The 25,252-nt window shown below is 67.7% G+C and carries 24 protein-coding genes; 11 read left to right on the top strand and 13 right to left on the bottom strand.

Annotated features, from left to right (window positions below; translation table 11 throughout):
- Window positions 1–9 precede the first annotated feature (9 nt).
- Window positions 10–1,971 (top strand): acetate--CoA ligase, encoded by a 1,962-nt coding sequence (gene acs, locus VG502_RS11340; RefSeq protein WP_325550166.1) that lies wholly within the window; start codon window positions 10–12, stop codon window positions 1,969–1,971.
- A 29-nt stretch (window positions 1,972–2,000) separates the two neighbouring features.
- Here the strand turns inward: acs and VG502_RS11335 are convergent, their stop codons facing one another.
- Complete coding sequence (locus VG502_RS11335; RefSeq protein ID WP_325550165.1) at window positions 2,001–3,566, bottom strand: M1 family metallopeptidase; 1,566 nt, start codon at window positions 3,564–3,566, stop codon at window positions 2,001–2,003.
- 85 nt (window positions 3,567–3,651) lie between these two features.
- Here VG502_RS11335 and VG502_RS11330 point away from each other — a divergent pair, with 85 nt between their 5' ends.
- Both VG502_RS11330 and VG502_RS11325 read left to right on the top strand, forming a co-directional pair.
- Window positions 3,652–4,029 (top strand): DUF1304 domain-containing protein, encoded by a 378-nt coding sequence (locus VG502_RS11330; protein ID WP_325550164.1) that lies wholly within the window; start codon window positions 3,652–3,654, stop codon window positions 4,027–4,029.
- 288 nt (window positions 4,030–4,317) lie between these two features.
- A complete protein-coding gene (locus VG502_RS11325; RefSeq protein ID WP_325550163.1) occupies window positions 4,318–5,961 on the top strand; it encodes an N-6 DNA methylase in 1,644 nt (547 codons plus the stop codon).
- Between the two features lie 6 nt (window positions 5,962–5,967).
- Here the strand turns inward: VG502_RS11325 and VG502_RS11320 are convergent, their stop codons facing one another.
- From VG502_RS11320 to VG502_RS11285, 8 genes are all read right to left on the bottom strand, one after another.
- Entirely contained in the window at window positions 5,968–6,966 is a 999-nt protein-coding gene (locus VG502_RS11320) for a hypothetical protein (RefSeq protein ID WP_325550162.1), read from the bottom strand.
- A gap of 80 nt (window positions 6,967–7,046) precedes the next feature.
- Complete coding sequence (gene ald / locus VG502_RS11315) at window positions 7,047–8,162, bottom strand: alanine dehydrogenase (RefSeq protein WP_325550161.1); 1,116 nt, start codon at window positions 8,160–8,162, stop codon at window positions 7,047–7,049.
- Window positions 8,163–8,248: 86 nt separating this feature from the next.
- On the bottom strand, window positions 8,249–9,037 hold the full coding sequence (locus VG502_RS11310; RefSeq protein ID WP_325550160.1) for an ABC-2 transporter permease: 789 nt from the start codon (window positions 9,035–9,037) through the stop codon (window positions 8,249–8,251).
- Window positions 9,034–9,777 carry an ABC transporter ATP-binding protein gene (locus VG502_RS11305; RefSeq protein ID WP_325550159.1) on the bottom strand — a complete coding sequence of 248 codons (744 nt, stop codon included), beginning with the start codon at window positions 9,775–9,777 and terminating at the stop codon, window positions 9,034–9,036. Before VG502_RS11305 ends, VG502_RS11310 begins: the two co-directional genes overlap by 4 nt.
- Before the next feature lie 154 nt (window positions 9,778–9,931).
- On the bottom strand, window positions 9,932–10,588 hold the full coding sequence (locus tag VG502_RS11300; protein ID WP_325550158.1) for a response regulator transcription factor: 657 nt from the start codon (window positions 10,586–10,588) through the stop codon (window positions 9,932–9,934).
- Window positions 10,585–11,739: a sensor histidine kinase gene (locus VG502_RS11295; protein ID WP_325550157.1), complete on the bottom strand. Its 1,155-nt coding sequence runs from the start codon at window positions 11,737–11,739 to the stop codon at window positions 10,585–10,587. Before VG502_RS11295 ends, VG502_RS11300 begins: the two co-directional genes overlap by 4 nt.
- A gap of 85 nt (window positions 11,740–11,824) precedes the next feature.
- A complete protein-coding gene (locus VG502_RS11290; RefSeq protein WP_325550156.1) occupies window positions 11,825–12,349 on the bottom strand; it encodes a GNAT family N-acetyltransferase in 525 nt (174 codons plus the stop codon).
- A gap of 4 nt (window positions 12,350–12,353) precedes the next feature.
- The gene (locus tag VG502_RS11285) at window positions 12,354–13,247 is read right to left on the bottom strand and encodes a MurR/RpiR family transcriptional regulator (RefSeq protein WP_325550155.1); all 894 of its coding nucleotides are present in this window, start codon (window positions 13,245–13,247) and stop codon (window positions 12,354–12,356) included.
- Window positions 13,248–13,336: 89 nt separating this feature from the next.
- Here VG502_RS11285 and VG502_RS11280 point away from each other — a divergent pair, with 89 nt between their 5' ends.
- The 5 genes from VG502_RS11280 (at window position 13,337) to VG502_RS11260 (ending at window position 16,849) form a co-directional block, all read left to right on the top strand.
- A complete protein-coding gene (locus tag VG502_RS11280) occupies window positions 13,337–14,083 on the top strand; it encodes a glucosamine-6-phosphate deaminase (RefSeq protein ID WP_325550154.1) in 747 nt (248 codons plus the stop codon).
- A 63-nt stretch (window positions 14,084–14,146) separates the two neighbouring features.
- On the top strand, window positions 14,147–14,566 hold the full coding sequence (locus VG502_RS11275; protein WP_325550153.1) for a hypothetical protein: 420 nt from the start codon (window positions 14,147–14,149) through the stop codon (window positions 14,564–14,566).
- A 115-nt stretch (window positions 14,567–14,681) separates the two neighbouring features.
- Entirely contained in the window at window positions 14,682–15,074 is a 393-nt protein-coding gene (locus VG502_RS11270) for a YciI family protein (protein ID WP_325550152.1), read from the top strand.
- A 6-nt stretch (window positions 15,075–15,080) separates the two neighbouring features.
- Window positions 15,081–16,283 (top strand): RNA polymerase sigma factor, encoded by a 1,203-nt coding sequence (locus tag VG502_RS11265; RefSeq protein WP_325550151.1) that lies wholly within the window; start codon window positions 15,081–15,083, stop codon window positions 16,281–16,283.
- Between the two features lie 92 nt (window positions 16,284–16,375).
- Window positions 16,376–16,849, top strand: coding sequence for an aminoacyl-tRNA deacylase (locus tag VG502_RS11260; protein WP_325550150.1), 474 nt, complete (start codon window positions 16,376–16,378; stop codon window positions 16,847–16,849).
- A 62-nt stretch (window positions 16,850–16,911) separates the two neighbouring features.
- Here VG502_RS11260 and VG502_RS11255 read toward each other — a convergent pair whose 3' ends face one another.
- Both VG502_RS11255 and VG502_RS11250 read right to left on the bottom strand, forming a co-directional pair.
- A complete protein-coding gene (locus tag VG502_RS11255; protein WP_325550149.1) occupies window positions 16,912–17,556 on the bottom strand; it encodes a hypothetical protein in 645 nt (214 codons plus the stop codon).
- 170 nt (window positions 17,557–17,726) lie between these two features.
- Window positions 17,727–19,199 carry a phospholipase D-like domain-containing protein gene (locus VG502_RS11250; protein WP_325550148.1) on the bottom strand — a complete coding sequence of 491 codons (1,473 nt, stop codon included), beginning with the start codon at window positions 19,197–19,199 and terminating at the stop codon, window positions 17,727–17,729.
- A 243-nt stretch (window positions 19,200–19,442) separates the two neighbouring features.
- On the opposite strand from VG502_RS11250, the gene VG502_RS11245 reads away from it, so the two are divergent.
- A complete protein-coding gene (locus tag VG502_RS11245; RefSeq protein WP_325550147.1) occupies window positions 19,443–20,123 on the top strand; it encodes a class I SAM-dependent methyltransferase in 681 nt (226 codons plus the stop codon).
- Window positions 20,124–20,163: 40 nt separating this feature from the next.
- On the opposite strand, the gene VG502_RS11240 is transcribed toward VG502_RS11245, so the two are convergent.
- Both VG502_RS11240 and VG502_RS11235 read right to left on the bottom strand, forming a co-directional pair.
- Complete coding sequence (locus VG502_RS11240; RefSeq protein ID WP_325550146.1) at window positions 20,164–21,486, bottom strand: lipase family protein; 1,323 nt, start codon at window positions 21,484–21,486, stop codon at window positions 20,164–20,166.
- 56 nt (window positions 21,487–21,542) lie between these two features.
- A complete protein-coding gene (locus tag VG502_RS11235; protein WP_325550145.1) occupies window positions 21,543–22,532 on the bottom strand; it encodes a GNAT family N-acetyltransferase in 990 nt (329 codons plus the stop codon).
- 127 nt (window positions 22,533–22,659) lie between these two features.
- On the opposite strand from VG502_RS11235, the gene VG502_RS11230 reads away from it, so the two are divergent.
- Together VG502_RS11230 and VG502_RS11225 are read left to right on the top strand one after the other, a co-directional pair.
- Window positions 22,660–23,670, top strand: coding sequence for a hypothetical protein (locus tag VG502_RS11230; RefSeq protein WP_325550144.1), 1,011 nt, complete (start codon window positions 22,660–22,662; stop codon window positions 23,668–23,670).
- Window positions 23,654–25,252, top strand: a 1,599-nt coding sequence (locus tag VG502_RS11225) for a heavy metal translocating P-type ATPase (protein WP_325550143.1), incomplete at its 3' end; no start/stop codon positions are given. The genes VG502_RS11230 and VG502_RS11225, both read left to right, overlap by 17 nt.

Raw genomic sequence — 25,252 nt, 5'->3', positions numbered from 1 at the left:
AAGAGACCCATGGCGCAGACCACCTTGTCCAACCTGCTGCACGAGACCCGGCGCTTCGACCCGCCGGCCGACCTGGCCGCGTCGGCCAACCTCACGGCCGAGGCGTATGACGCGGCTGACGCCGACCGGCTGGGCTTCTGGGCCGAACAGGCCAAGCGACTCAGCTGGGACGAGCCGTTCGAGCAGGTCCTGGACTGGACGGACCCGCCGTTCGCGAAATGGTTCGTCGGCGGCAAGCTCAACGCGGCATACAACTGCGTGGACCGCCATGTGGAGGCGGGCAACGGCGACCGCGTCGCCTACTACTTCGAAGGCGAGCCCGGCGACACCCGGACGATCACCTACGCACAGTTGCAGGACGAGGTATGCCGGGCCGCGAACGCACTGATCGAGCTCGGCGTCCGGACCGGTGATCGGGTCGCGATCTACCTGCCGATGATTCCCGAGGCCGTCGTGGCCATGCTGGCCTGCGCCCGTATCGGCGCGCCGCACACCGTGGTCTTCGGTGGCTTCTCGGCGTCGGCGCTGCGCGACCGGATCATCGACTGCCAGGCCGGGATCGTCATCACGGCGGACGGCGGCAACCGCAAGGGTAAGCCGTCGGCGCTGAAACCGGCCGTCGACGAGGCGCTGACCGAATGCCCGGATGTGCGAAACGTGTTGGTGGTCAAGCGAACCGGCCAGGACGTCGAGTGGACCGACGGCCGCGACCTGTGGTGGGACGACGTCGTCGGCAGGCAGTCGACACAGCACACACCCGAGGCCTTCGACTCCGAGCACCCGCTCTATGTCATGTACACCTCGGGCACGACCGGCAAGCCGAAGGGCATCCTGCACACCACCGGCGGTTACCTGGTCGGCACGTCATACACGCACTGGTCGGTCTTCGACATCAAGCCGGAGACGGACGTCTACTGGACCGCGGCGGACATCGGCTGGGTGACCGGACACTCCTACATCGTCTACGGGCCGCTCGCGAACGGCACGACGTCGATCATGTACGAAGGCACACCCGACACACCCCATCCCGGGCGCTGGTGGGAGATCGTCGAGAAGTACAAGGCGACGATCCTCTACTGCGCCCCGACAGCGATCCGCATGTTCATGAAGTTCGGCGCGGAGATACCGGCCCGGAACGACCTGTCGTCGTTGCGGCTGATCGGGTCCGTCGGTGAGCCGATCAACCCGGAGGCCTATGTCTGGTACCGCGACACGATCGGCGGCGGGAAGACGCCCGTGGTCGACACGTGGTGGCAGACCGAGACAGGGATGATCATGATCAGCCCGTTGCCGGGTGTGACCAGTGGCAAGCCCGGCTCGGCGATGAACGCGCTGCCCGGTGTCGTCGCGGACGTTGTCGACGATGCCGGCGCGTCGGTGCCGAACGGTTCGGGTGGTTATCTGGTGATCAGGGAGCCGTGGCCGGCGATGCTGCGCACCATCTGGGGCGACGACGAGCGGTATGTCGACACCTACTGGTCCCGATTCAAGGGCAGCTACTTCGCCGGGGACGGCGCCAAGAAGGACGAGGACGGCGACATCTGGGTGCTCGGCCGCGTGGACGACGTGATGAACGTGTCGGGTCACCGGTTGTCGACGACCGAGATCGAGTCTGCGCTGGTTTCGCACCCGAAGGTCGCCGAGGCCGCAGTGGTCGGTGCCGCGGACGTGACGACCGGGCAGGCCGTGGTGGCGTTCGTGATCCTGCGCTCCGGCGTCAGTGCCGATGGCGGCGACGACGTGATCGACGAGTTGCGCAGGCACGTCTCGTCCGAGATCGGCGCCATCGCCCGGCCGCGCAGCATCATGGTGGTGTCCGAGCTGCCGAAGACGCGCTCCGGCAAGATCATGCGCCGCCTGTTGCGTGATGTCGCCGAGCATCGTGAGGTCGGCGACGTCTCCACCCTCGCCGACGACTCCGTGATGGGCGCCATCCAGCAGGGTATGGCGAACTCCTCCGGCGAAGGCTGACCGGCGGGGCACACCCGACCTGGCGCCCGTCAGGACTGCTTGGGCAGCGGCTTCGGTGTCGTCTTCGCGGTCAGCCAGTTGGTGATGTAGGGGCCGGCCTTCGGGCCGAGCGCCCTGCTCATGTAGGCCGCGAATTTGGTCCGGTCGCTGTTGCCGTATTTCGCGGTCGCCGGCCAGCCCTTGAGAGCAGCGTCGAGATTCGTTCTGCCATAAGCCTTTTCGAGGTTGTGCAGCATGAGCGCACCGGACAGGTAGACGTTCAGGTCGCCGAAGTCGTTCTTCCGGTACGCACCCGGAGGGCCCTGGGTGTCGCGCAAGAGCTGATCGCCGTCAGCCTGCATCTCCACGTAGGTGCCCCATGACATCGGCAGGTGGGCCATCTCGTAGTACCGGAATTCGACATACATGGTCAGGCTTTCGTTGAGCCACATGTCCTTCCAGTCGCTCGGCGTGATCTCGTCGCCGAACCACTGATGGACCAGCTCGTGCACGATGTCACCTTCCGAGTCGGCCAGCGTCGGCTTCGAGAGTGCTTCGCTGAACGTCGGAAGGGTCTGCGTCTCCATCCCCGAATTTCCAGGAACCAGAAGGTAACCGGCACTGGCGAACGGGTAGGGACCGAGCAACTTCTCGATCCACTTGAGGTACTGGGGCGTCTTGCGCGCGAGCTTCAGGGTCGGAGCATTCGGATTGGCGTACCAGTAGTTGATCGGCAGACCGTGCGGACCCGTGGCGACCTCGTGCTTGTACTTCCCGAACGCGATCGTCGTCAGGTATGACGACGCCGGCTTGTCCAGGTGGAACCATGTCGTCGTGTCCTGACCTGTCACCGTCGTGGAGGTGACCTGACCGTTGAACACGCCCTTCTGCCCGTCATGCGCGGTGAGTCGCGCGTCGTAATAGGCCTTGTCGGCCGGCTGATCGCTCGTGGGATACCAGGTGAACGCGCCGAACGGCTCCTGGAACGCCCAGACCTGGCCGTTCCTGCCGATGTGGAAACCGTCCTTCTGCACATCGCTCCGCTGCGCGGGCTCCTGGATGAGAGCCGGCCTTCCGGCATACGTGATGGCGACCGTATGCTTCGAGTTCGCTTTGATGCCAGGTGTTTTGAAGATGACGTCGTTGCCAGAGCGGCTGGAGGTCACGGTCCTGCCGTCGAGCACGACCTTGCTGACCTTCAGCGGCGAGCCCAGCTCCAGGCGCACGGTCCGGCGGTCCGTGGTGACGCGGAAGGCGATCGTCGCGGTCCCGGACAGCCGCTTGCTCCTCGGCTGCCAGTCGAGGTCGAGCTGATAGTGCAGCGTGTCGAGGTAGGGCACTCCGTGCTGCGGGTAGTAGCTGTCCGGCTTCGGGTGCGAGCGCGCCAGCGGGTATGACGCCGTCGTCGCCGCATCGGTCGTGTCGGACGTCGCGCTCGACGCGGATGCCGATCCGGATGCTCCTGTCGGACCCGCCGAGCCGTGCGACGGCGCCGCGGACGACGTGCCCGTTGCACCCGTGTTCTGGCAGCCGGCCAGTCCGACGATCGCTGCTGCGGCCACGGCCGCCGTGAGTCCCCTGCGCATGATCTCCCCCTCCTGCACGATGCGTGACACCCCGCCCGCACCACGTCGAATCTTGCACACCGACAAGGGCGCTTCAAGCACCGCTTTCGTTGCTCGCCGCCCGTAGGCTGCGGCCATGGTCTTCGTGGCGTCCGTGCTGCTCGTGCTTGCTGCCGTGCTGCACGTCTACATCTTCTGGCTCGAGTCGTTCGCGTGGACGGCGCCGCGAACCCGTGCCACGTTCGGTGTGAGCGCCGAACAGGCAGAGCAGACAAAGCCGTTGGCGTTCAACCAGGGCTTCTACAACCTTTTCCTCGCGATCGTCGTCCTCGTGGCCATGGCGCTGCGTGCCGGCGCGCACGACGCATCGGTCGCCCTCGCCGTCGCGGGTGCCGGCTCGATGGTGGGTGCCGCGCTCGTGCTCGTCGCGAGTGATCGATCGAAGGCACGCGCCGCCGCCACCCAGGGCATGCTGCCGGCGCTCGGCCTCATCGCGCTGGCGTTCGCGGGCTAACGCACTAGTACCGGTCCTGCGATACACAGCGCCGACTGTCGCAACCGTGGAACGTCATACGAAGCATCCGACACACGAGCCGTCACAGGCATCTTGCGACCGCAGAGTCTGACTCCAGTCGCTGCTGAGGCCGACAGAGGAAAGAGGTCGCGGTTGGCGCCTCAGACGACCGTTTCGGTACGTTTCCCTGCAGCAACGGCTCACGATTCCAACGGAACTCGTCTCTATTGGACCGGACGCGGCGATTCGATTCGCCGGTTGTCGGTCCGTTGGTACACGATAGGTCACGTGACGTTGACCGACTCCGATACCGATCTGCTGCGGAAGGCACGAGGAGCGTTCTTCACCCCTCCAGAGGTCGCTGAATACGTCACGCGGTGGGCCGTTCGCGACGCGGCCGACACCGTGCTCGAGCCATCGTGTGGTGAGGCGGCTTTCCTCCTGCCCGCGGCTGAGCGGCTCCGAGCGCTCGGAGCCGTCGGCCGGTTGGGCGCACAGTTGACTGGCGCCGATATACATTTGGCGTCCGCACAGCGCGCCGAAGCGCTGCTCGCAGCGAGCGGCGCCGACGTGCGCGTTGCTGTCGGCGACTTTTTGCTCGCCGAGCCAGAACCACGGTATGACGCAGTAATCGGCAATCCTCCATACGTGCGCTACCAGGATTTTTCCGGTGCGGCAAGGGCAGCCGCCAAGCGCGCTGCGCTCAGGGCAGGCGTTGCGCTGACAAATCTCGCATCGAGCTGGGCAGCATTCACGGTGCATTCCGGTCTCAATGTCAAAACCGGAGGACGGTTAGGCCTCGTCTTGCCTGCCGAAATCTTGAGCGTCAACTATGCGGCTCCGATCCGCGATTTCCTCATGCGGGAGTTCTCCAGCGTGCGGCTGGTCTTGTTCACCGAGCGGGTGTTCCCTGGTGTCATGGAGGATGTCGTGCTCCTCATGGCGGACGGCCGAGGCCTCGGCCCTACCGACCACTGTGAGTTGCTGCACGCCCGCAACGGGGCCGCCCTCGTCGGTCTTGTTGAAGCCGACGTGCGGCGATGGAGACCACAGGCCGGCGGACGCTGGTCGCTTGCGCTCGTCGATCCCGAAGCCGGAGCGGCGTACGCCGATATCCTCACGGGCGACCTCTTCGAGCCGCTCCAGAGCTGGGGTGACACCACTCTCGGAATGGTCACTGGTAACAACGATTTTTTCACCCTGACGAGCGCCGAGGTGGCGGCCCGCGGCCTGACGCAGCACGACCTCCTGCCGCTGTCGCCGCCGGGCAGCCGTCACCTGCGTCGCGTGCTCAGTCTGCGGGGGTTGGACACGCTGGGTCGGGACGGGCTTGCGACGTGGCTGTTCCGCCCCGCCGGCGAACCGTCGCGCGCCGCGTGGGCATACATTCGTGAAGGCGAGAAGCGCGGCGTCGATGAAGCCTACAAATGCCGGGTCCGTTCGCCGTGGTGGCGCGTTCCCTACCAACCGCCGGCCCACTTGCTGCTGACCTATATGAACGCCGACACACCTCGGCTGATCGGCAACCCTGTGGCCGCCCACCACCTCAACTCGGTTCACGGGGTGTACTTCGCGCAGGGACGACGAGCGATTGGCAAGGACATGCTCCCGCTCGCTGCACTCAACTCGGTGACGCTGTTGGGTGCCGAGTTAGTCGGCAGGTCCTATGGCGGAGGCGTGCTCAAGATGGAGCCACGCGAAGCGGACACATGGCCGGTTCCATCGATGGCACACATCCGTGACTGTGTTCCGGACCTGCGCCAGATACGCAGGAGAGTGCGCGATCTGCTCGCCGCGGGTCGGCTCTTCGACGCGATAGAGCTCGTCGACACCGTGGTCCTCGGCGATATCGACGACGCGACGCTCAGGACGCTGCGCGCTGGGCGTCTGGCACTCCACGACCGGCGCATCGCCCGGTCCCGATCGAAGTGATCTCGGTCAGCGCGGGCCGGTCACCGGATTTGCTCGACGTCTGCGAGCTTCCGTGTGGAAGTTGATCGGCGAGTTGTCGAGTACTCGCGCGCACATGACTGCAAAGAAACGGCCGGGGTCCAAGGCATTGGGAATTTCTCCCGTATAGAGACTCACTGGCACGACATCTTCCAGACGATCCGCGGGAGGTTCGCTCGACACCGGTAACTCGGACTCGTCGTCATCGACCGCCCCTGCTTCGAGCGGTCCGGCAGGTTCGGGCTCTTCAGCCCCGGTCGGCTCCTGCTCACCGGCGAGATCGGGCATCACCAGCGCCACCGCGTCGTACGCGTCATCTTCTCGCCCCAGCTTCTGCAGCAAGTCGATCAGCCAAAGAGCTGTATCTCGTTCGGTGACAAGGGAAATCGCGCTCAGCGCGTACACGAAACCGAGCGCCGCTTGCGGATGACGTAGCCGCAGATTCTTCGCGTCGCCGTAACTCTCTTCGACGCGGTTGGCCGCATTCTTTCCGAATGACGAATCCATCCGCTTGGTGGAGATCATGAGTTCCGGTCCTGTCGCCCATGAACTCATCACGACGTCGACTTGTTTCACGTAGTTCTTGCCGAGGAGATTCGCGCTCTTCGCAGCCCCGACGACCTTGCCACCTCTGACTCGGTCGGCGAGCTGACTGCGAAGCTTGACAGGGAGACCCGCAATAAACTGCGTGACTTCGTACGGCATGACACGGGGCTCGCTCGCCCGCGGCCATACCCTGTCACCATCAAAGCCAGCACGGCGCAATTCGTATGAAACCCAGACGTCCAGTGCAAGCGCGGGCACACCAGATTGCGATGTTGCGGAAAGGTACACCGGTACGCCGAGCAGGCGTTCCAGGGTCGCGTAATCGGGGATAAACAGTTCATCGTCTCCGACACGGGTCCATGGATTTTCACCGGCAAGCGGCGCCGAATCGACGATCTCGTCGAATAGCTGCCAGCCGCGATCGCGCAGAGATATCGCCATGAGGGTAACGCTAATCCACGCGAAGACATGAGGTGGGACATCCACCATGCTGGATGCAGTCGAAGTGCTGGATCCACCTGCTACGCGAACGCCGTTGCAGGATCGACGTATTCGAGGCCGTGGGCTTGCGCGACCGGCTCACAGACGATGTGGCCGGCATACGTGTTGAGACCGAGGCCCAGCGCCGGGTCGGCTCGCAGCGCGTCGCGCCAGCCCTCGTTGGCCAGCCGCACGACATACGGGAGCGTGGCGTTGGTGAGCGCCCAGGTGGACGTATTCGGCACTGCACCAGGCATGTTCGCAACGCAGTAGAACGTGCTGCCGTGCACCTGGAAGGTCGGGTCGTCGTGGGTCGTGGGGTGCGTGTCCTCGAAACAGCCGCCCTGGTCGACCGCGATGTCGACCAGGACCGAGCCGGGCTTCATGTTCGCGACCATCTCGTTGGTGACCAGCTTCGGCGCACGGGCGCCGGGGATCAGCACCGACCCGATGACCAGGTCGGCACCGAGCACCTGCTCGCGCACCGCGAGTGTCGAGCTGGCGATCTGCCGGACCCGATTGTCGTAGCGCCAGAACGTCATTCGCAACTTCTCCAGATCGGTGTCCAGCACCGTCACGTCGGCGCCCATGCCGAGGGCGATGTTGGCGGCGTTCTGACCGGTGACACCGGCACCGAGCACGACGACCTTAGCGCTGGCGACGCCACCGACACCGCCCATCAGCACCCCGGCACCGCCTTGTGCCTTCAGCAACGAATGCGCCCCGACCTGCGGCGCGAGGCAGCCGGCGACCTCACTCATCGGGTAGAGCAGCGGAAGCATCCCGGACGGCAATTGCACTGTCTCGTAAGCGATCCCGGTGACCTTGGTCCGCATCAGCTCGCGGGTCAGCCTCTCGTCCGCGGCCAAATGCAGATAGGTGAAGAGGGTCAGGTCCTCGCGCAGCCGGTGGTATTCCTCGGCGATCGGCTCCTTGACCTTCATCACCAGCTCGGCGTCACCCCAGACATCGTCGGCGGCATCGACGATGGTGGCGCCCTCGGCGACGTAGTCGTCATCGGTGATCGAGCTGCCCTCCCCCGCGCCGCGCTGCACGAGCACCTCGTGGCCGTTGCGGACGAGTTCGTGGACGCCGACCGGGGTGATGCCCACCCGGTGCTCGCCTGCCTTCACCTCGGTGGGGACTCCGATCTTCATCTGCGTGGCTCCTTCGAATGATGCGGCCGCCTGTCATGGATCGGTGCTCGGAGCACCGTCCCTTTCGACCGTAGACCCGTCGGGGGTCACGAGGTCTTCACCTCCGTCCGATTGACCCGCCACACCCCGATTGCGAGCGGCAGCAGAACCCAGATCGACAACGCGACGAGCAGCTGCAACCAGCCGGTGCCGGTCATCTTGTCGTTGTAGAAGTTCCCGGTCGCCTCGCTCAGATCGACCCATGCCTCGGCCGACTTCAGGCCACCCACCGTCGCGAACACCGCGCTCCAGACGTTGGGCAGGACGTAGAAGAGGACGATCGCGACGGGCGTGACGAGCAGCGCCATACCGAACGCCATACCCTCGATCAGACCGATGAGCATCACCAGCGTGATGCCGCCGAAGCCGGCAAACCCGAACGACCAGCTCCCGTCACCGTGGCGAAGCGCGGCTGCCAGCACATTGCCCACGGCGCACGCCGCGAACATGACTGCGGTTGCTGCGATCCCGAGACACAGCGTCGCGACGAACTTCGCTGTCAGGATCCGGCGCCGGTGCGGAACGAGGGTGAACGTCACCAGGCCGGTGCGTTGGCTCCACTCGCTGGTCATCGCCAGGATCCCCAGCGCCGGCAGCAGCATCTTCTCCGGTGTCGAGGAGAAGTCGACCAGCTTGTTGAAGGTGAGGTCCTTCGGCGACATGGCGACAACGAGCACGGCGATCACCACCGGGGTGAGCGCGGCGATGGCCATCAGCAGCCAGCGGCTGGCACGGGTGTCATACAGCTTGCGGAGTTCGGTGCGCACGAGGCGCTCGAAAGGTATGGCGGCGTCGCGACCCGCGAGAGCCGGGGTGCTGGTGGAAGCAGTGGTCATGATGAGACGTCCTCTCGTGCATCGTCCGCGGTGAGGGTCAGGAAGAGCTCCTCTAGATCGCCGCCGGCGGCGTCGATGAGTTGTTTCGTGTGACCTGCGGTGACAACGCGACCGCGGCCGATGATCACCAGTTCGTCTGCAATTGCTTCGATCTCGCGCAGGAGGTGGGATGACAACAGCACCGATCCACCTCCGTCGGCGAAGTCCCGTAGCAAGCCACGCATCCACCGGATGCCTGCTGGGTCGAGCCCGTTGGCCGGCTCATCGAGCACGAGGACTTCGGGGTCACCGAGCAACGCAGCACCGATCCCGAGCCGCTGGCGCATACCGAGGGAGTAGGTGCCGGTTCGGCGATCTGCCTCACCCGCGGTCAGGCCGACGCGGTCGATCATGGCGGCCACGCAATCGAGCGGCAGGCCCATCACCATCGCGCTCAGCCGCAACACCTCGCGACCGGTTCGGCCCGCATGTTGTGCCGATGCGTCCAGCAGCACGCCGACGCGACGCCCGGGATTGGGCAGGTCGGCATACGACCCGCCCAGCACCTCGGCGGTGCCCGACGTCGGTTGTGTCAGGCCCACCACCATGCGCAGCGTGGTGGACTTCCCGGCACCGTTCGGACCGAGGAACCCGGTGACCGACCCGCGCCGGACGGTGAACGACACGTCGTCGACCGCGCGATGGGTCCCGTAGTCCTTCACGAGTCTCGAAACACTGATCGCCGGTGAGGTTCTTCTCATGTCGGACTCCTATGTCTCATACTCCAATTACTTTGGAAACTCACGGGATCCAGCCTTAGCCATCGCAACCCTCACGTCGTCCTCGTGAGCACGTATCTTCCGGGTACGCGCCCCGACGGAGGCGCTGCGTCGGATGTCGAGGGGGTCGCGCCGGCTACGGCGTGACGAGGCCGGACTGGTAGGCGAAGACGACGAGTTGGGCGCGATCGCGCGCGTGGAGTTTCATCTTCGCCCGGCCGACATGCGTGCGCGCCGTCGCCGGGCTCACCACGAGCTCGTCGGCGATCTCATCGTTGGTGAGCCCCTGAGCGACCAGCGCGACGACCTCACGCTCCCGGTTGGTGAGCTCCTGCAACTCCGGCGGCACCAGCACCGGGCGTTCCGGTCGGGCGACGAACTCCGCGATCAGCCGCCGCGTCACGCTGGGCGACAGCAACGCCTCCCCGCTGGCGAGCTCGCGGACCGCGCGCACCAGGTCCGCGGGCTGGGTGTGCTTGACGAGGAACCCACTCGCGCCCGCCCGCAGTGCCTCGAAGACGTACTCGTCCAGCTCGAACGTCGTCAGGATCAGCACCTTCACCTGCTCGAGCTCGGGTCGCGCCACGATCCGTCGCGTCGCCTCCAGCCCGTCCATGCCCGGCATCCGGATGTCCATGAGCACCACGTCCGGCACGGTGGCCGCGACCAGCTCCAGCGCGATCGCGCCGTCATCCGCCTGGCCGACGATGCAGATGTCCTCCTCGGCATCGAGGATCATCGCGAATCCTGCTCGTACCAAAGGCTGGTCGTCGACCAACAGCACCCGGATCACGCCGGCCTCCGCCAGCGCGCGTGCACGGCGAATCCGCCCGGTTCGGTAGGGCCTGCGTCGAACAGTCCACCGGTCGACGTCACCCGTTCGCGCATACCGCGGATGCCGACACCGGTGCCGTCCGTGCGGTCCAGCCGGGCCGGACCGGCATCGACGACATCCACCTCGATCGGCGCTCCGGGTCTCGCACACACGTGGACTTCGGCCTGCCGGGCGACCGAGTGGCGCAACACATTGGTCAACGACTCCTGCACCACCCGGTAGGCAGCCGTGCTGATCGACGGGGCCAGGTGCTGCGGTGGTGCGTCGAGGCTCAGAGTGACGGTCAGTCCCGACGCGGCGGTGCCGTCGACGAGTCGCGCCACGTCCCACAGCCCGGGTGTCGGCACCCGATCCGCGTGCTGGTCCTCGGCACGCAGCACGTTGAGCATGACGGTGAGTTCGTCCAGCACCTCACCGCTGGCCCGCTGTATGACGGTCAGCGCCTCCGCTGCGACTTCCGGCCGACGCGTCAGCACGTGCGCCGCCGCGCCCGCCTGCACGTTGATCGTCGTCATCGCGTGGGCGACGCCGTCGTGCAGGTCCCGTGCGATCCGCAGGCGGTCCTCCGCGAGCCGACGGGCGAATTCGTCCTCCTGACTGCGCTCGGTGGCGGCCGCCCGCTCGCGCCGTTCGGCCAGATAACGCCCGCGGCTGCGCACACCGTCACCGAGGAAGATGGCCGCGCCGCCCCAGCCGATGTAGAGGGCGGACTCCAGCAGGCCGCCACTGGAGAACGCGGCCGCGGTCACCGAGAGTGCGGCCATCATCCCGGCGGCCCCGATGATGGCCGTCCGCCGGCCCGTGCGCCAGGCGAGCACGACCAGCACCACCCAGCCGGTGATCCAGATCGGGCTGTTCGGGTAATCGCGCGCGATGAACCCGCAGAGTGCGAGGGTGACGGCAACCGTCGCCGCGCGCGGCCAGCGTCTGCACACGCCCATCGAGATCCCGGCGATTGCCAGCAACACCAACGCGAGCCCGTCGACGCCGCGGCTGTGCGCACCCACCGGGATGTGGCCGGACAGGACGATCATCACAGCGGTGACGGCGGTCGCCACGGCGGCGTCGAGCGCCCAGCCACGAGCAGGGTGTGCGGCGGGAAGCGTCATACCTCCATCGTCGGCCGATCCCGGCGCCCCGTCGTCAGCACTGTGACGACATTGCGCGTACGACATACGGCGTATGTCGAGGCGACTACCGCGCCGGGCCTCCGGCGAGTCGGCTCAACACGACCTGATCGGTGAATCTGCCGTTGACCCATACGGATTCGCGCAGCACACCGTCCCGCTCGAAGCCGACCCGCCGGGCTGCCGCGAGCATCGGCTTGTTGTCGGAGACGACCTCCAGCTGCACCCGGTGCAAGCCGCGGATCGACAACGCGTAGTCGACCAGCACCCGCAGGGTGTCCTCGGCCAGCCCACGCCCACGGAACGACGGCCGCAGCGCGAGCCCCGCGTGTGCCGACCGGTTGTGCGGGTCGATCTCCCACAGGATCGCCTCGCCGGCCAGTTGCCCGCCCGAACGCTCGACGACCGAGAACGCCGCGGCGTCGGCGCCGCCCTCACGCACGGCGTATGGCGAATGCTCGACCCCCACCGGTGTCCAGCCACGGGTGTCGGCGCGGACCCGCGTCGGCACGTCGTCATACAACTCGGCGTGCAGGATCGGCACGTCCCCGGCTTCGCGTGCCCGCAGCACGACGTGTTGTCCGACCAGCATGCCGTCAGCCGCCCTCTCCGCTGCTGACCCGGTGCGGACGCACGGCTCGGTTCATCCGGTCCGCTGCCGCGGTCTCCTCGTCCGGGGCACGGGCGAGCAGGCCGAGGTAGAGCAGGTCCACGACATACAGCTGCGCGATGCGGGATGCGGTGCCGCCGGCGCCGACCCGCGGCTCATGGGCGACCGGCCGCAGCACGTGGGTGGCGGTCTTGCTCAGGGTGCAACCGGCGGCCGCGGTGATCGCCACGACGGTGACGCCGGCCTCGACACCGGCCTGCGCGACCTCGACGCATTCACGGGTGTCGCCGGAGTGACTGACGATGATCGCGACGGTGTCGGCGCCGGCCCGGGCGGTGAGCGCGAGCGCGCGATGCACGTCGGTGGTGGTGGTCACCGGGACGCCGACCTGGCCGAGCTTGAAGTCGAGGTCGGCCAGCACCGCACCGGCCGCTCCGACGCCGAAGCCGACGACCTGCCGGGCGGTGCCGATCGCGTCGATCACCAGGGCGGTTTCATCGAAGTCGAGCCGGGTGAAGGTCAGGTCGACCGCGTCCACGTGTGCGTTGCGGATCGCGCGCGCGATCGTGGCGAGGTCACTGTTGCGCCGAACGTCGGCCAGCGAGACGGGCGTCGGCTCCTTGCCCTGGGCCAGCGCCACCGCGATCAGCGACCGCAGCTCCGGGAAGCCGGTCACCTCGACGCTCCGACAGAAGCGGGAGACGGCAGCGTCGGAGGTGTCGGCGCGACGGGCGAGCTCCGCGGTCGACATGTGCACGACCTCGTCCGCATGCGCAGCGATCGTGTCCGCGATGCGGCGCAACGCCGGCGTCAGGTCGTCCCGGCGCGCAGCCACCAGCCGCAGCACGTCGCCGTGCGGTGTCACCGCCTGGTGCGGCATGAGGACCTCCGGATGAGATGGAGTGGCACTTCACAGATCAACAGTTAAACTGAAATTCTATTACAGAAACGAGAAGGGGCTTCCTCACCATGCATCTCGAGGTCGTGGCCGACGACGCGGCGCTGGGTCGTGTCGGCGCCGAGCGGATCCTGCAGGCTCGCGCCGACGGTGCCCTGCAGGTCCTCGGTGTCGCGACCGGCGGCACCCCCGCCAGCACCTACCGCGAGCTGGCCCGTCGCGCTGACGGCCGGCTGGCGGACGTGCGCCTCGCCGCCCTCGATGAGTATGTCGGGCTGCCCGCCGACCACCCCGGCAGCTACACGACATTCGTGCGCCGGAACATCGCCGAGCCGCTCGGCATACCGCCGGAGCATGTCGCCGTACCGCGTGCGACCGCGCACGATCTCGAGGCGGCAGCTGCCCTCTTCGAGCAGCAGGTGCGCGATGCCGGTGGTGTCGACCTGCAGATCCTGGGCATCGGTGCCAACGGCCACATCGGCTTCAATGAGCCCGGTTCCCAAGCGGATTCGCGCACTCGCGCAGTGACACTTGCCGAACGCACCCGGCAGGACAATGCGCGTTTCTTCGACTCTCCGGACGAGGTGCCGCGCGAGGCGCTGACGCAGGGCATCAGCACGATCATGCAGGCGCGCAGCATCCTGCTGCTCGCGTCCGGTTCCCGGAAGGCCGACGCGCTGGCCTGCGCCATGGAGCAGCCGCCGTCGGCGGACTGCCCGGCGTCGTGGTTGCAGCGGCACCCGCACGTGCTGGTCGTCGCCGACCGGGCGGCCGCCGCCGCGCTGTCCCGCCAATCCCTCAGCAGTCTGCGGGCCTGACCCGCCATACTGTCCGAATAGATTGGAATACTGTCCCCGGCGGACCGGTACCAGGAGGCCCTCGTGACGTTCGCGGCTCTGATCACGTGGATTCTCGCCGCGCTCCTGGGTGGCTTCCTGCTCACTACGTTCGTGGCGAACGGTGGGCTGCAGAAGGACACCGAGGGTCGAGCGTCCCGCTTCGCGCCGCCGCTGATCCTCGGTCACGCCGGGCTCGCCGCGGCCGGCCTGGCGATCTGGGTCTGGTACCTCATCAGCGGCGCCAAGGCACTGCCCTGGGTCGCCCTGGGCGTGCTGGTCTGCGTCGCGGCCCTCGGCCTGACGATGTTCGGCCTGTGGTTCGCGGCCGGCAACATCAGTCGCGGCCGGCACGCGCACGCACCTCGGCACGCCGCCGAGGACCGCTTCCCCCCGCCCGCCGTGCTGGTGCACGGTCTGTTCGCGGTGACGACGGTCGTGCTGGTCCTGCTGACCGCGTTGTGACGGCTTCGGCCGGCGGTTCGCAGAAATGTCCGTGCCGTATGTCGAAGCCCGCCGCTGAGCTCCGACTTGGATGGTGGAAGCAAGGTGCTTCCGAGCACACAGGCAAGGAGCAGCCATGAAGTACGTCATCCTCATCCACTCCAACCCGCAGCCGTGGGGACACCCGACCTCCGACTTCGTCGCCGAGCACCAGGCACTACCGCAGGCCGAACGTGACCGGTTGAACAAGGAGTTCGACGACGTCTTCGCCGAAATGACGGAGCGCGGCGAGTTCGTCACCGGAGCAGCCCTGGGAGCGCCGGCGACGTCGCGCCTGTTCCGGTTCCGCGACGGCGAACGGATCGTCGCCGACGGTCCGTATGCCGAGGGAAAGGAACACTTCGCCGGTTTCTTCCTGATCGACGTCGAGTCGCAGGAGCGCGCCGAACACATCGCGAAGTTCTTCAGCGGGCCCGGCGAGACGGTCGAGCTCCGCCCGGTGATGAGCGACGGGGCGGACGACGCCTGAGGCGCGATGGTGACCCCGGACTTCGAGGACGTATGGCGCGGCGCTGCGCCATACGGTCTCGCGGCACTGCTGCGCCGGCACGACAACTTCGCGGACTGCGAGGATGCGGTGCAGCTCGCACTGGTCGCCGCCGCCGAACAGTGGCCGCGGGACGGCCTTCCGGACGAACCCATCGGGTGGCTCACCACAGTCGCCTCGCGCAGGCTGATCGATCAGATCCGCGCCGACACCTCACGCCGTGCCCGCGAGCAGAAGGCGGCTCGACTCGAGCAGACAGCGCCGGAAACCGTTGAGCCCGTTGCCGATGACGACACCCTGCAGCTCATGATCCTGTGCACGCACCCAGTGCTGACACCCACCTCGCAGGTCGCATTGATGCTTCGGGCAGTCGGTGGTCTGCACACCCGCGAGATCGCGGACGGCTTCTTCGTCCCCGAGGCCACCATGGGGCAGCGGATCAGCCGCGCGAAGAGCAGCCTGGGCAGGGCGAACGCGAGGTTCGAGCGGCCGGCGCCGGCCGACCTCCCGGGACGCCTCGTAGCCGTGCGGCACGCGATCGCGCTGCTCTACACGCGGGCGCACGCCGCGCAGGACGGCACCGACGAACGGGCAACGACGTTGGGCGCCACCGCGATCCGGCTGGCCCGGGACCTGCACCGGCTCGCCCCGTCCGACCCGGAGAACGCCGGCCTGCTCGCGCTGCTCCTGCTCACCGAGGCACGGCGGAAGGCGCGGTTCACCGCGAGCGGTGACCTCGTACCGCTGGACGAGCAGGACCGCACCCTCTGGGACCGGACACTGATCACCGAGGGCGTCGACCTCATCGAGCGGGCCCTCCCGGCCGGTTACGTCGGCTTGTTCCAACTGCAGGCAGCCATCGCGGCGGTGCACGACGAGGCCGGCGACGACGCGGCCACGGACTGGCCGCAGATCCGGGTCCTCTACGACATGCTGTGGCAGGTCGATCCGAGCCCTGCGGTCGCACTCGGCCGCGCGATCGCGATCGCCGAGGTCGACGGCCCGGACGCCGGGCTCGACGCCCTGGACGGAGTGGCGGGTGCCGGCCACCGGGTGGACGCGGCGCGCGGTCACCTGCTGGTGCGGGCGGGCCGGACCACGGAGGCCCGGGCGGCGTTCCTGCGTGCCGCCGAACGTTCGCGCAGCATCCCGGAGCAGCGCTACCTGAACCGGCTGGCGAGCGATCTCTGACCGGCGGCCGGTCCCGGACCGGTCAACCCGTCGGCCACGCAGAACCTTGCGGCCTGGCACCATGATGGCCTCGGACCACGAGGAGGACGAGCGTGACGAGCAACGGTGCGCAGCGGGCGGCGCAAGCCCTGGAGGCGTCGGGCATCGCGCACGAGATCGTTCGGCACGGGCCGGTCAGCTCGCTGGCCGAGGCGGCCGCGGTGCGCGGCATCGAGCCGTCCCAGATCGCCAAGACGATCGTCGTACGCCGTGACGATGACGACTACCTCTTCGTACTGGTGCCCGGCGATCGCAAGATCTCGTGGCCGAAACTGCGCGATCTGCTTGGTGTCAAACGGCTTTCGATGCCCGATGCCGCGACCGCACTCGCTGTCACCGGTTACGAGCGCGGCACCATCACGCCGTTCGGGTCGCTGCGCGCCTGGCCGGTCATCGCCGACACACGGGTCGCCGGCACCATCTCGATCGGTGGCGGCGACCACGGCGTCTCCGCGACGGTCGACGCCGACGACGTCATCCGCGCGCTGGGCGCCGAGGTCGCCGACGTGACCGACCCGCTGCAGTAGGACGCGGACCGGCCGGGCCCGAGACCCTGTGCCGGCAGCTCCGGACCCTGAAGAGCCGTCGGTCAGAAACCCTGCCAGACCAATTCGAGTTCACCCTCCAGGCTGTAGCCGCCGATGAGCGCCCCGCTTCCGGAAAGGCTGCCCCAGAAGGCGCCGCCCTTCGAGTAGAAGCTGATATTCGTCTCCGATATCCCGGCTCCCCCTCCGCTCGAGGTGAAGTTGCAGAAGCCCTTCCGGACGACGCCGATCGGGCTTTCTTCATCGTGGAAGTCCTTGGACAGGCACACTTTCATCGGATCAACGACGAACGAACCCAACATGACACAGGTTCCGGTCGCCCACGCCTTCCAACTCTCACCCTTCCCGCCATACAAAAATCCCAATGGCGCTTTGCCCGGGAACATCACGCCGCCGCCGAGAGCCCATCCGTATGCCGACGTGATGCTGAAATTCCCGGGGCCGGCGAACCACGTCTCCACATCTGCGCCCAGGGACAGCAACTCCTTGTTGGGTTGGACCAACTCACCGTCCGGCGTAGCGTCCGCATACTTCTGGATCTGCTCGATCTGCGCGTGCACCGCCTGCTTCGATGCCGACTTCAGTTGCCCTTCGTTCGTCGCTCGAAGACCACCGTCCTGGAGCTTCGCGAAGTTCGAAACGTCGAGACTCTCGGCGACATGCCCATCAATCTCTGCTGTATTCGTCATCACAGTTTCCTCTCAGATCCATCGACAGAACGACATTGACGCCGCGGCAATGACGATGAAGTCGCCGCCGTGGCGTGCTTATCGATTGTCGGGATCTAGTCCGATCCCGGGCAATAGACCTAAGTCCCTTGTATGCAATTGGCGTCGGTTTCAGCTACCGATGGGCGCGCTCAGGACGCAGTGACGGCCGTGTCGTCGATGACGAAACTGGTTTGCTTCATCGAGTCCTCGGTCCCAGTGAATTTCAGCGTCACGGTCTGCCCGGCATACGCGGAGATGTCGAAAGTGTGCTGCGCATATCCAGTGTTGGCGTTCAGGTTCGAATACGTGTAGAGATTGCGCAGGACCGTGCCGTTACCGGCGAGCAGTTGCAGCTTCAGGGTGTCGTATTTCGTCGTGGTCGACGTTTCGGCCGTGTCGATGTGCATCCAGAAGGATGCCGACACGGTGCAACCGGCTGGGAGTGCGACGGTCTGCGCGAGCGTGTCGGTGTGCGTGGTGCCGTAGCCGTCCAGCCACGCGTCCCACGACCCGGTGCGGGCCGGCTCCGCGGTGCCGCCATACAGGACCTGCGGCGACGAGACGGTCCACGGTGACGCGGTGCCGGTCTCGAAACCAGGGTTGCCGAGCTTCTGGCCCGTGCTCGAGCAGCCGCTGCTGCCCGAGGACCCGAAGTCCTTGTCGAAGGCCTGCTCGATCCCGTTGACGATGCCGGAGTCACTCACGATGAGACCGAGCTCCCGGTTGTGGTTGAGCGAGTTGTCGGAGAAGTTCTCCGAGCCGGCGAAGACCTTCGCGCTCGAGGTGCCGTAGTCGGCAACGATCGCCTTCGCGTGGATGTAGTAGCCGGCCGAGCTGGTGTAGGTCTTGACCTGACCGCCGGCTGCAGTCACCTCATTCAATTCCGTTGTGTAGGAGTTGTTTTCGTTCTCCGCGACCACTCGCACGGCGACCCCGCGCTTGGCATCGGCGACGACCGCGTTGACCAGGGTCGGGTCGCCGAACTCCTCCTCCTGCACGTCGAGGCTGTGCTGGGCGCCGTTGATCAGGGCCAGGATCCGGGTCTGCGAGTCGGTGGGCGACCAGACCAGGTCGGCACCGTCCGAGGGGGTGATCGGCTGCTTCGCGTAGTCCGCGTTGAAGACGGTCTCGATGGCCGACACATCCGACTGGTTGGTGTCGAAGACGCCGTAGTCGCGCGATGTCGAATAGTACTTCGTGTCGAAATTGCCTGTGCTGATGTAGGACTCGGTGCCGTCGACGGTGATCGTCTTCTGGTGGGTGTAGACGTATGCCGACGACGAGTAGGTCACACCGGCACCCGCAGCCTGGAGCGCGCTGTATGCCGGCCCGTCGATGGAGGAGTGCTGGGAGTCGAAGATCACCCGGACGTTGACGCCGGCCTTCTGCTTGGCGACCAGATCATCGACCAGCGTCGTATCACGCAGCTCGTAGATCGTGACGTCGATCGACTTCGTGGCGGTGTTCACGAAGTTGTAGATCGCGCTCTCGCCCTGGTCCGGGAGCGTGACCAGCGAGTAGTCACCCGCGGCGTGGGCCGTCCCGCCGAGCGGAACGAAGACTGCGGCTGCGACGGTCGTCGCGGCAGTGAGGGAGCTGATGAGCCAGTGCTTTGCCTTCAACGGAGCCTCCTTGAAAGGGTGGAAAGGAAGCGCCAGCCGTCTCGGCGAAGGGGTGGTCGAACGAGTCGAGATCGGCTATCGCGCGCCGCATCCTATGAGCGGATCGACGCTCCGCTCGGGCTCCAGATCGAACCGAGACCGAACACAGACCAGTGCTTTGCCGTTCACCCAGGCCGTAGCCAATGCGCATTCAGTTGTGGCCGAGGAAACTCCCTGTCAGTGCTCCCGGGTTGACTGGCGTCCATGCCCACGCAGACCCGCCGCCATCCCGCCGACCTCGAGGCCGTTCGCAAGTCGTATGACGCCGTCGCCGACAACTACGCCCGGATGGTGACGACCGACGGGCTCGGCGACATCCGGCAGGAGCCGTGGCTGTGCGCCGCCATGGACGTCTTCGCCGACGCCGTCACTGCGCTCGGGCCGGTGCTGGACGTGGGTTGCGGGCCGGGCACCGTCACGGCATACCTGCAGGAGCGCGGAGTCGACGTCTCGGGCATCGACCTGTCACCGCGGATGATCGCCAACGCGCGACGACTGCACCCGGAGTGTCGCTTCGAGGTCGGCTCGTGGAGCGAGCTGGAGCTGCCGCCCGCGTCATACGGCGGGATCCTCGGCTGGTGGTCGCTGTTCAACCTGCCGCGCGACCTCGTGCCACCGGTGCTCGCGCACTGCGCGCAGGCGCTGCAGCCCGGCGGGCAGCTGATCGTCGCCACGCACGTCGGCGACGAGGACGTCCAGCGCACCGAGGCGTATGGCGACGTGCCCGTGCGCTGGACCACGCATCGCTGGCAGCCGGAGCAGTTCGTGGACATGCTGACCGCGGCCGGACTGCAGCCGACGGCGGAGCTGCGGCTCACGCCCGCGGTCGGCTCCGGGCGAGCCGTGGTGCTCGTCGCGCAAAAGCTTGCCCGAAGCGGCGACTGACTCGGATCGGACGCTCAGCGGCGGCTCGACCCGCCGCGCGTCACGACGTCGGCAGCGGCGCCAGCGAGTTGCCGGGCGGGATGTGGCCGCAGCTGGACGGTGCGGTCTTGCCGGCGAATCGGGCGTTGAGCCACAGGATGGCCTGCGGCGCCCACACCGGCTCGGCGGTGTTGTGGCTCAGCAGGTCGTACTGCGAATAGCTGATCCCGTTGTTGCCGTCGGCACAGAACTGTCGCGCGAGGGCGCGCACGTCACCGGTGACGGTGATGCCGTCGCCGGGGCCGATGCCCGGGAGATTGTTGGTCAGCGTGCCCTCGAGCGCGCCATTGGCGCCCTGGCCGAGGAACATCGGGATCGTCGGAGTCGGCGCCGACCCCATGTTGATCTTGTTGAGCGAGCGCGCCAGCGGCGGGATGGAGGCGAGGGTGGAGTACTCCGGCTTGAAGAGCTGCTGCCACTTCAGCCCCGGGTAGCGGCCGAGGACGTTGACCATCGCCTCGTGGCTCAGGGCCGGCATCACCTGCTTGCCGTAGTCGCTCAGGTATGGCGAGAGGTCCTCGCCATACGCACGCGCGGTGGTCGCCATCATCGTCGGCATGACCCCGGCCCACAGCAGGCTGCCGCTCGCATACTCCGTCATGTGCGCCGGATCGACGACCACGCCGCCGACCGCCGCGCCCACCAGCTGCTTGTTGACGTCCGGCGCGTATTTCGGCGCGAGCTGCGCGGCCCAGGTCGAGGCGACGGAGCCGCCGGAGTAGCCGATCATCCCGATCCGGGTGGACGTGTTCAGTCCGGTCGCCGGCTCGTGGGTCGTCGCGCGGATCGAGTCCAGCGTGTTCGTGCCGTACTCCGGGCTCGCGAGGAAGTCGGCCTGCTGCCCCTCGGTGTCGGCGACGATCACCGAGTAGCCCTGCGTCAGCAGCGGCACGATCAGCAGGGTCTCGGTGTCGAAGAGCGCACTGCCCAGTCGCACATCGCCGGCGATCGCACGGGACGGCCCGTCCTCGGGGTTGCCGGAGTCGTAATAGGACTGGAAAGAAACGGCCTTCGAGGGATCGCCGCCACCGACCGGCTTCAGGATCGACGTGACGTTGGCGGCCGGCCGGCCCTGCGCGTCGATGGTCCGGTAGAGGATCTGGACCGCTTGCACCGGCGTCGGAATGCCCACCACGTGATAGGGCAGCGTCCGCGTCTTGAGCACCGCGCCCGGTTTGTATGACGCCAGCGGCGTGCTTCCGGAGTAGGTGAAGAACGGATCGGTGGTCGCTGCGCGTGCGTGCGGCGCCATGCCAATGCAGGCGACGGAAGCCGTGACGGTCAGAGCAGCGGCGGTGGCGGAGCGGATAACGGAACGCTTCATCGGTTGTCCTCAGGGGAGGTCTCAGGTCGAGGTTCTACGGCGTGAACCCGGCAAACTTACCAGCGAGTAACATCGGCTGGCCAGAGCGAGACCGCCAGGTTGATCCAGGTGCTCGTGACCTCCATGCCGAGCCCGGTGTAGAGACCGAGCGCTCCGGTCCGGGAGTCGGTCGACAACTCGAAGCCGGTCGCCCCGTGCTCACGCCCGATCGCGAACACGTCGGCGAGCAGGGCGCGCGCATGCCCCTGCCGGCGCGCGTCGGCACGGACCGCGAGACGGTCGACATACACCGAACCGTGATTGGTGTCGACGACCGAAAACACCGCTGCCACAACGTCTTCGCCGTCCGCCGTGTCGCGACACACGATGCGCATGTGCCAGTCGGCGAAGCCAGGGCGCTGGTAGGTCTGCGCGGCGAAATCGTCGTAGGTCGCCTTGTCGCGGGCCGACCACTCGAGGAACGCGTCCTCGAGCACGTCGTATGCCGCCCTCCGATCCTGCGTCGAGACGGCGTTCCGGATCCGGTGTCCGTCCGGGAGCCGCGGTCGCTCGATCTGCGCGTCGGACGGCAGTCGCAGGGTCCATGATGTCCAGCGGTCGGCGAAACCGAGGCCGCGCAGCAGGCTCTCCCCGGCGGACCCCTGCGGCACCGGCATACCAACCGCCACAGCCCCGGCCCGGCGAGCGCGCGCGATGACCCAGCGAGCGAGCGCAGTGCCCAAACCCCGTGTCCTGTATGCCGGTTGGACGGTCGCGTCGCAGCGGTCGTGCCCGGGATATTCGGCGTATGCCGCGAGCTCTCCGCCCGGAGTGAAGACGCCGACCGTGCTCGCACCGACCTCGAATGACGGCCGCTGCCAGTCGCTCACGATGTCCGCCTCCTCGATGCCGACCTGGCCGATGTCGTGCAACTCCGACGCTGCCATCGCGGCCGCAACTCCCGGCGCATCGTCGAGTCGCAGCGCACGCACCGTCCAGCCGGGGAAGGCCGCCGGATCCAGCCCGAGTCCGGCGAAATCGGGAGTCGGTGCGGGGTCTTTCGTCATACGCAGATCTTCGCGGCTGCGTGCCGCCCGCGCACCGGGATTTCGGCGGCGCTGGCCGAATACCCACTGGGGGTATACACTCGCAATACCCCTAGGGGGTATTGTGCACTCGATCGAGAGGACCGGCATGAACACACCGACCCGCCTGGGCGCGTATGGCGCGGGCCTGCTGCTGCTCGCTGCCGGCGGCTACGCCGTCGGTGGCCGGGTCGACGCCGGATCGCCGAACACGACGGACTCGACGCATGCGGGCATGGGCACCCACGAGGGAGCCGACGCCATGACCGACGACATGACCGACGACATGGCCGGCGGCACGACGCACGACATGAAGACCAACACCGCCTCCCCCACCGACCTGCCACAGGGCGTCACCGCCGGGCGGCAGGGCTACAACCTGCACCTCGCGACCGCGGTGCACCGGGCGGGCCGGCAGCAGGTGTCGTTCCGGATCACCGGCCCGGACGGCAAGCCCGTCACGTCATACCGGACGTCGCACGAGAAGAAGCTGCACCTGATCGCGGTGCGGCGGGACTTCAGCGGCTTCCAGCACGTGCACCCGACGCTGGACACCTCGTCCGGCACCTGGACGGTCGGCCTCGACCTGGCGCCGGGCACCTGGCGCATCTACACCGATTTCGTCCCCACGGGCGGCGACGGCCTGACCCTCGCGAGCGACCTGCTCGTGCCCGGCGATCCCGGGAAACAGTCCCTGCCCGCACCGCAGCGGGTGGCGCACGTCGACGGTTACACCGTCACCGCGACCGGGTCCCTGACCGCGGGTGAGCACTCGATGCTCGACTTCCGGGTGACCAGGGACGGCAAGCCGGTCACCGACCTGCAGCCCTACCTCGGCGCCTACGGCCACCTGGTCGCGCTGCGCGCGGACGACGCGGCATACCTGCACGTGCACCCGGACGGTGAGCCCGGGGACGGCACCACGAAGCCCGGTCCGAGCATCGGCTTCGGCGCGGAGGTGCCGAGCGCGACCCGCTATCACCTCTTCCTCGACTTCCGGGTCGACGGCCGGGTGCACACGGCGGCGTTCACGCTCGACGCGCACCGCGACGGGGCCGGCACCGCCACCGGCGAGGACAATGGACACGAAGGAGGCGCCCAGCATGAGCACGACCACTGACGCGGCAACCAGCGACACCGGCTCGGCGCCGGCCGGGACCGATGTCGAGCTGCTGCTGACCGGGATGACGTGCGCGTCGTGCGCCAACCGCATCGAGCGCAAGCTGAACAAGCTCGACGGCGTGACCGCCACGGTCAACTACGCGACCGAGAAGGCCAGGGTCACGTATGCCGACGACGTGACGACCGACGACCTGGTCGCGACCGTCGAGGCCGCCGGGTATGGCGCAAGGATTCCCGAGCCGCCGCAGGACGCGCCGGACGAGAGCGGCGCGAGTCCTGAGGAAGCAGAAGCGGATCCGGCGCTGAGCGACCTGCGGACCCGGCTGATCGGCTCCGCCATACTCTCGGTCCCCGTCATTGCGATGGCGATGATCTCGAGCCTGCAGTTCGACAACTGGCAGTGGCTGTCGCTGACGCTCGCAGCGCCCGTCGTGGTCTGGGGCGCGCTGCCCTTCCACCGCGCGACCTGGACCAACCTGCGGCACGGCGCCGCGACGATGGACACGCTCGTGTCGATGGGCACGCTCGCGGCGTTCGCCTGGTCGGTCTATGCGCTCTTCTGGGGCGATGCCGGTATGCCGGGGATGCGTCACCCCTTCGAGCTGACCATCGAGCGCAGCGACGGCACCTCGAACATCTACTTCGAAGCCGCCGCCGGCGTCACCACCTTCCTGCTGCTCGGTCGCTACCTGGAGCACCGGTCCAAGCGCAACGCCGGTGCCGCGCTGCGGGCGCTGCTCAACCTGGGCGCCCGCGATGTTGCCGTGTTACGGGACGGCGTCGAGCAACGAATCCCGGTGTCGCAGCTGGCTGTTCAGGACCGGTTCGTGGTCCGGCCGGGTGAGAAGATCGCCACCGACGGCGTCGTCGAGGAGGGACGCTCGGCGGTCGACGCGTCGATGCTCACGGGTGAGTCGGTGCCGGTCGACGTCGGCCCCGGCGACGCGGTCACCGGCGCGACCGTCAACACGGCCGGCCGCCTGGTGGTGCGCGCGACCCGGGTCGGCGCCGACACCCAGCTGGCGCAGATGGCCCGGCTGGTAGAGGACGCGCAGACCGGCAAGGCCGCCGTGCAGCGGCTCGCCGACCGCATCTCCGGCATCTTCGTGCCGGTCGTCATCGCGCTCGCGGCCGGCGTTTTCGGCTTCTGGCTCGGCACCGGTGCCGGCGCGGCCGGTGCGCTGACCGCAGCGGTCGCCGTGCTGATCGTCGCCTGCCCGTGCGCCCTCGGCCTGGCGACGCCGACCGCGCTGATGGTCGGCACCGGCCGCGGGGCCCAGCTCGGCATACTCATCAAGGGGCCGGAGGTGCTGGAACAGACCCGCACGGTCGACACCATCGTGCTGGACAAGACCGGCACCGTCACGACCGGCGAGATGACCCTCACCCGCACGCACGTCGCCGACGGCGAGGACACCGCCCACGTGCTGCGTATGGCGGGGGCGCTGGAGGACGCCTCCGAGCACCCGATCGCGCGCGCCATCGCGGATGCCGCCCGCGAGGCCGGTGAGCTCGGCGTCGTCGAGGACTTCGCCAACGTCGAGGGCCTGGGCGTGCAGGGCATCGTCGACGGACACGCG

The sequence above is a fragment of the Flexivirga sp. genome, assembly GCF_035551235.1.
Classification (GTDB): Bacteria; Actinomycetota; Actinomycetes; order Actinomycetales; family Dermatophilaceae; genus Flexivirga.
Note: the sequence above shows the minus strand (reverse complement) of the source record. Positions and strands in the feature narration are given on the sequence as shown.

Excerpts from the sequence above, each read along its gene's own strand:
- VG502_RS11295 (WP_325550157.1), bottom strand. The coding sequence starts at position 11,739 with ATGACGCTTCCCGCCGCACACCCTGCTCGTGGCTGGGCGCTCGACGCC.
- VG502_RS11310 (WP_325550160.1), bottom strand. The coding sequence starts at position 9,037 with ATGACCACTGCTTCCACCAGCACCCCGGCTCTCGCGGGTCGCGACGCC.
- VG502_RS11290 (WP_325550156.1), bottom strand. The coding sequence starts at position 12,349 with ATGCTGGTCGGACAACACGTCGTGCTGCGGGCACGCGAAGCCGGGGAC.
- VG502_RS11245 (WP_325550147.1), top strand. The coding sequence starts at position 19,443 with ATGCCCACGCAGACCCGCCGCCATCCCGCCGACCTCGAGGCCGTTCGC.
- VG502_RS11305 (WP_325550159.1), bottom strand. The coding sequence starts at position 9,777 with ATGAGAAGAACCTCACCGGCGATCAGTGTTTCGAGACTCGTGAAGGAC.
- VG502_RS11265 (WP_325550151.1), top strand. The coding sequence starts at position 15,081 with ATGGTGACCCCGGACTTCGAGGACGTATGGCGCGGCGCTGCGCCATAC.
- VG502_RS11240 (WP_325550146.1), bottom strand. The coding sequence starts at position 21,486 with ATGAAGCGTTCCGTTATCCGCTCCGCCACCGCCGCTGCTCTGACCGTC.
- VG502_RS11285 (WP_325550155.1), bottom strand. The coding sequence starts at position 13,247 with ATGCCGCACCAGGCGGTGACACCGCACGGCGACGTGCTGCGGCTGGTG.
- VG502_RS11235 (WP_325550145.1), bottom strand. The coding sequence starts at position 22,532 with ATGACGAAAGACCCCGCACCGACTCCCGATTTCGCCGGACTCGGGCTG.
- VG502_RS11230 (WP_325550144.1), top strand. The coding sequence starts at position 22,660 with ATGAACACACCGACCCGCCTGGGCGCGTATGGCGCGGGCCTGCTGCTG.
- VG502_RS11330 (WP_325550164.1), top strand. The coding sequence starts at position 3,652 with ATGGTCTTCGTGGCGTCCGTGCTGCTCGTGCTTGCTGCCGTGCTGCAC.
- VG502_RS11270 (WP_325550152.1), top strand. The coding sequence starts at position 14,682 with ATGAAGTACGTCATCCTCATCCACTCCAACCCGCAGCCGTGGGGACAC.
- ald (WP_325550161.1), bottom strand. The coding sequence starts at position 8,162 with ATGAAGATCGGAGTCCCCACCGAGGTGAAGGCAGGCGAGCACCGGGTG.
- VG502_RS11280 (WP_325550154.1), top strand. The coding sequence starts at position 13,337 with ATGCATCTCGAGGTCGTGGCCGACGACGCGGCGCTGGGTCGTGTCGGC.
- acs (WP_325550166.1), top strand. The coding sequence starts at position 10 with ATGGCGCAGACCACCTTGTCCAACCTGCTGCACGAGACCCGGCGCTTC.
- VG502_RS11255 (WP_325550149.1), bottom strand. The coding sequence starts at position 17,556 with ATGACGAATACAGCAGAGATTGATGGGCATGTCGCCGAGAGTCTCGAC.
- VG502_RS11320 (WP_325550162.1), bottom strand. The coding sequence starts at position 6,966 with ATGGCGATATCTCTGCGCGATCGCGGCTGGCAGCTATTCGACGAGATC.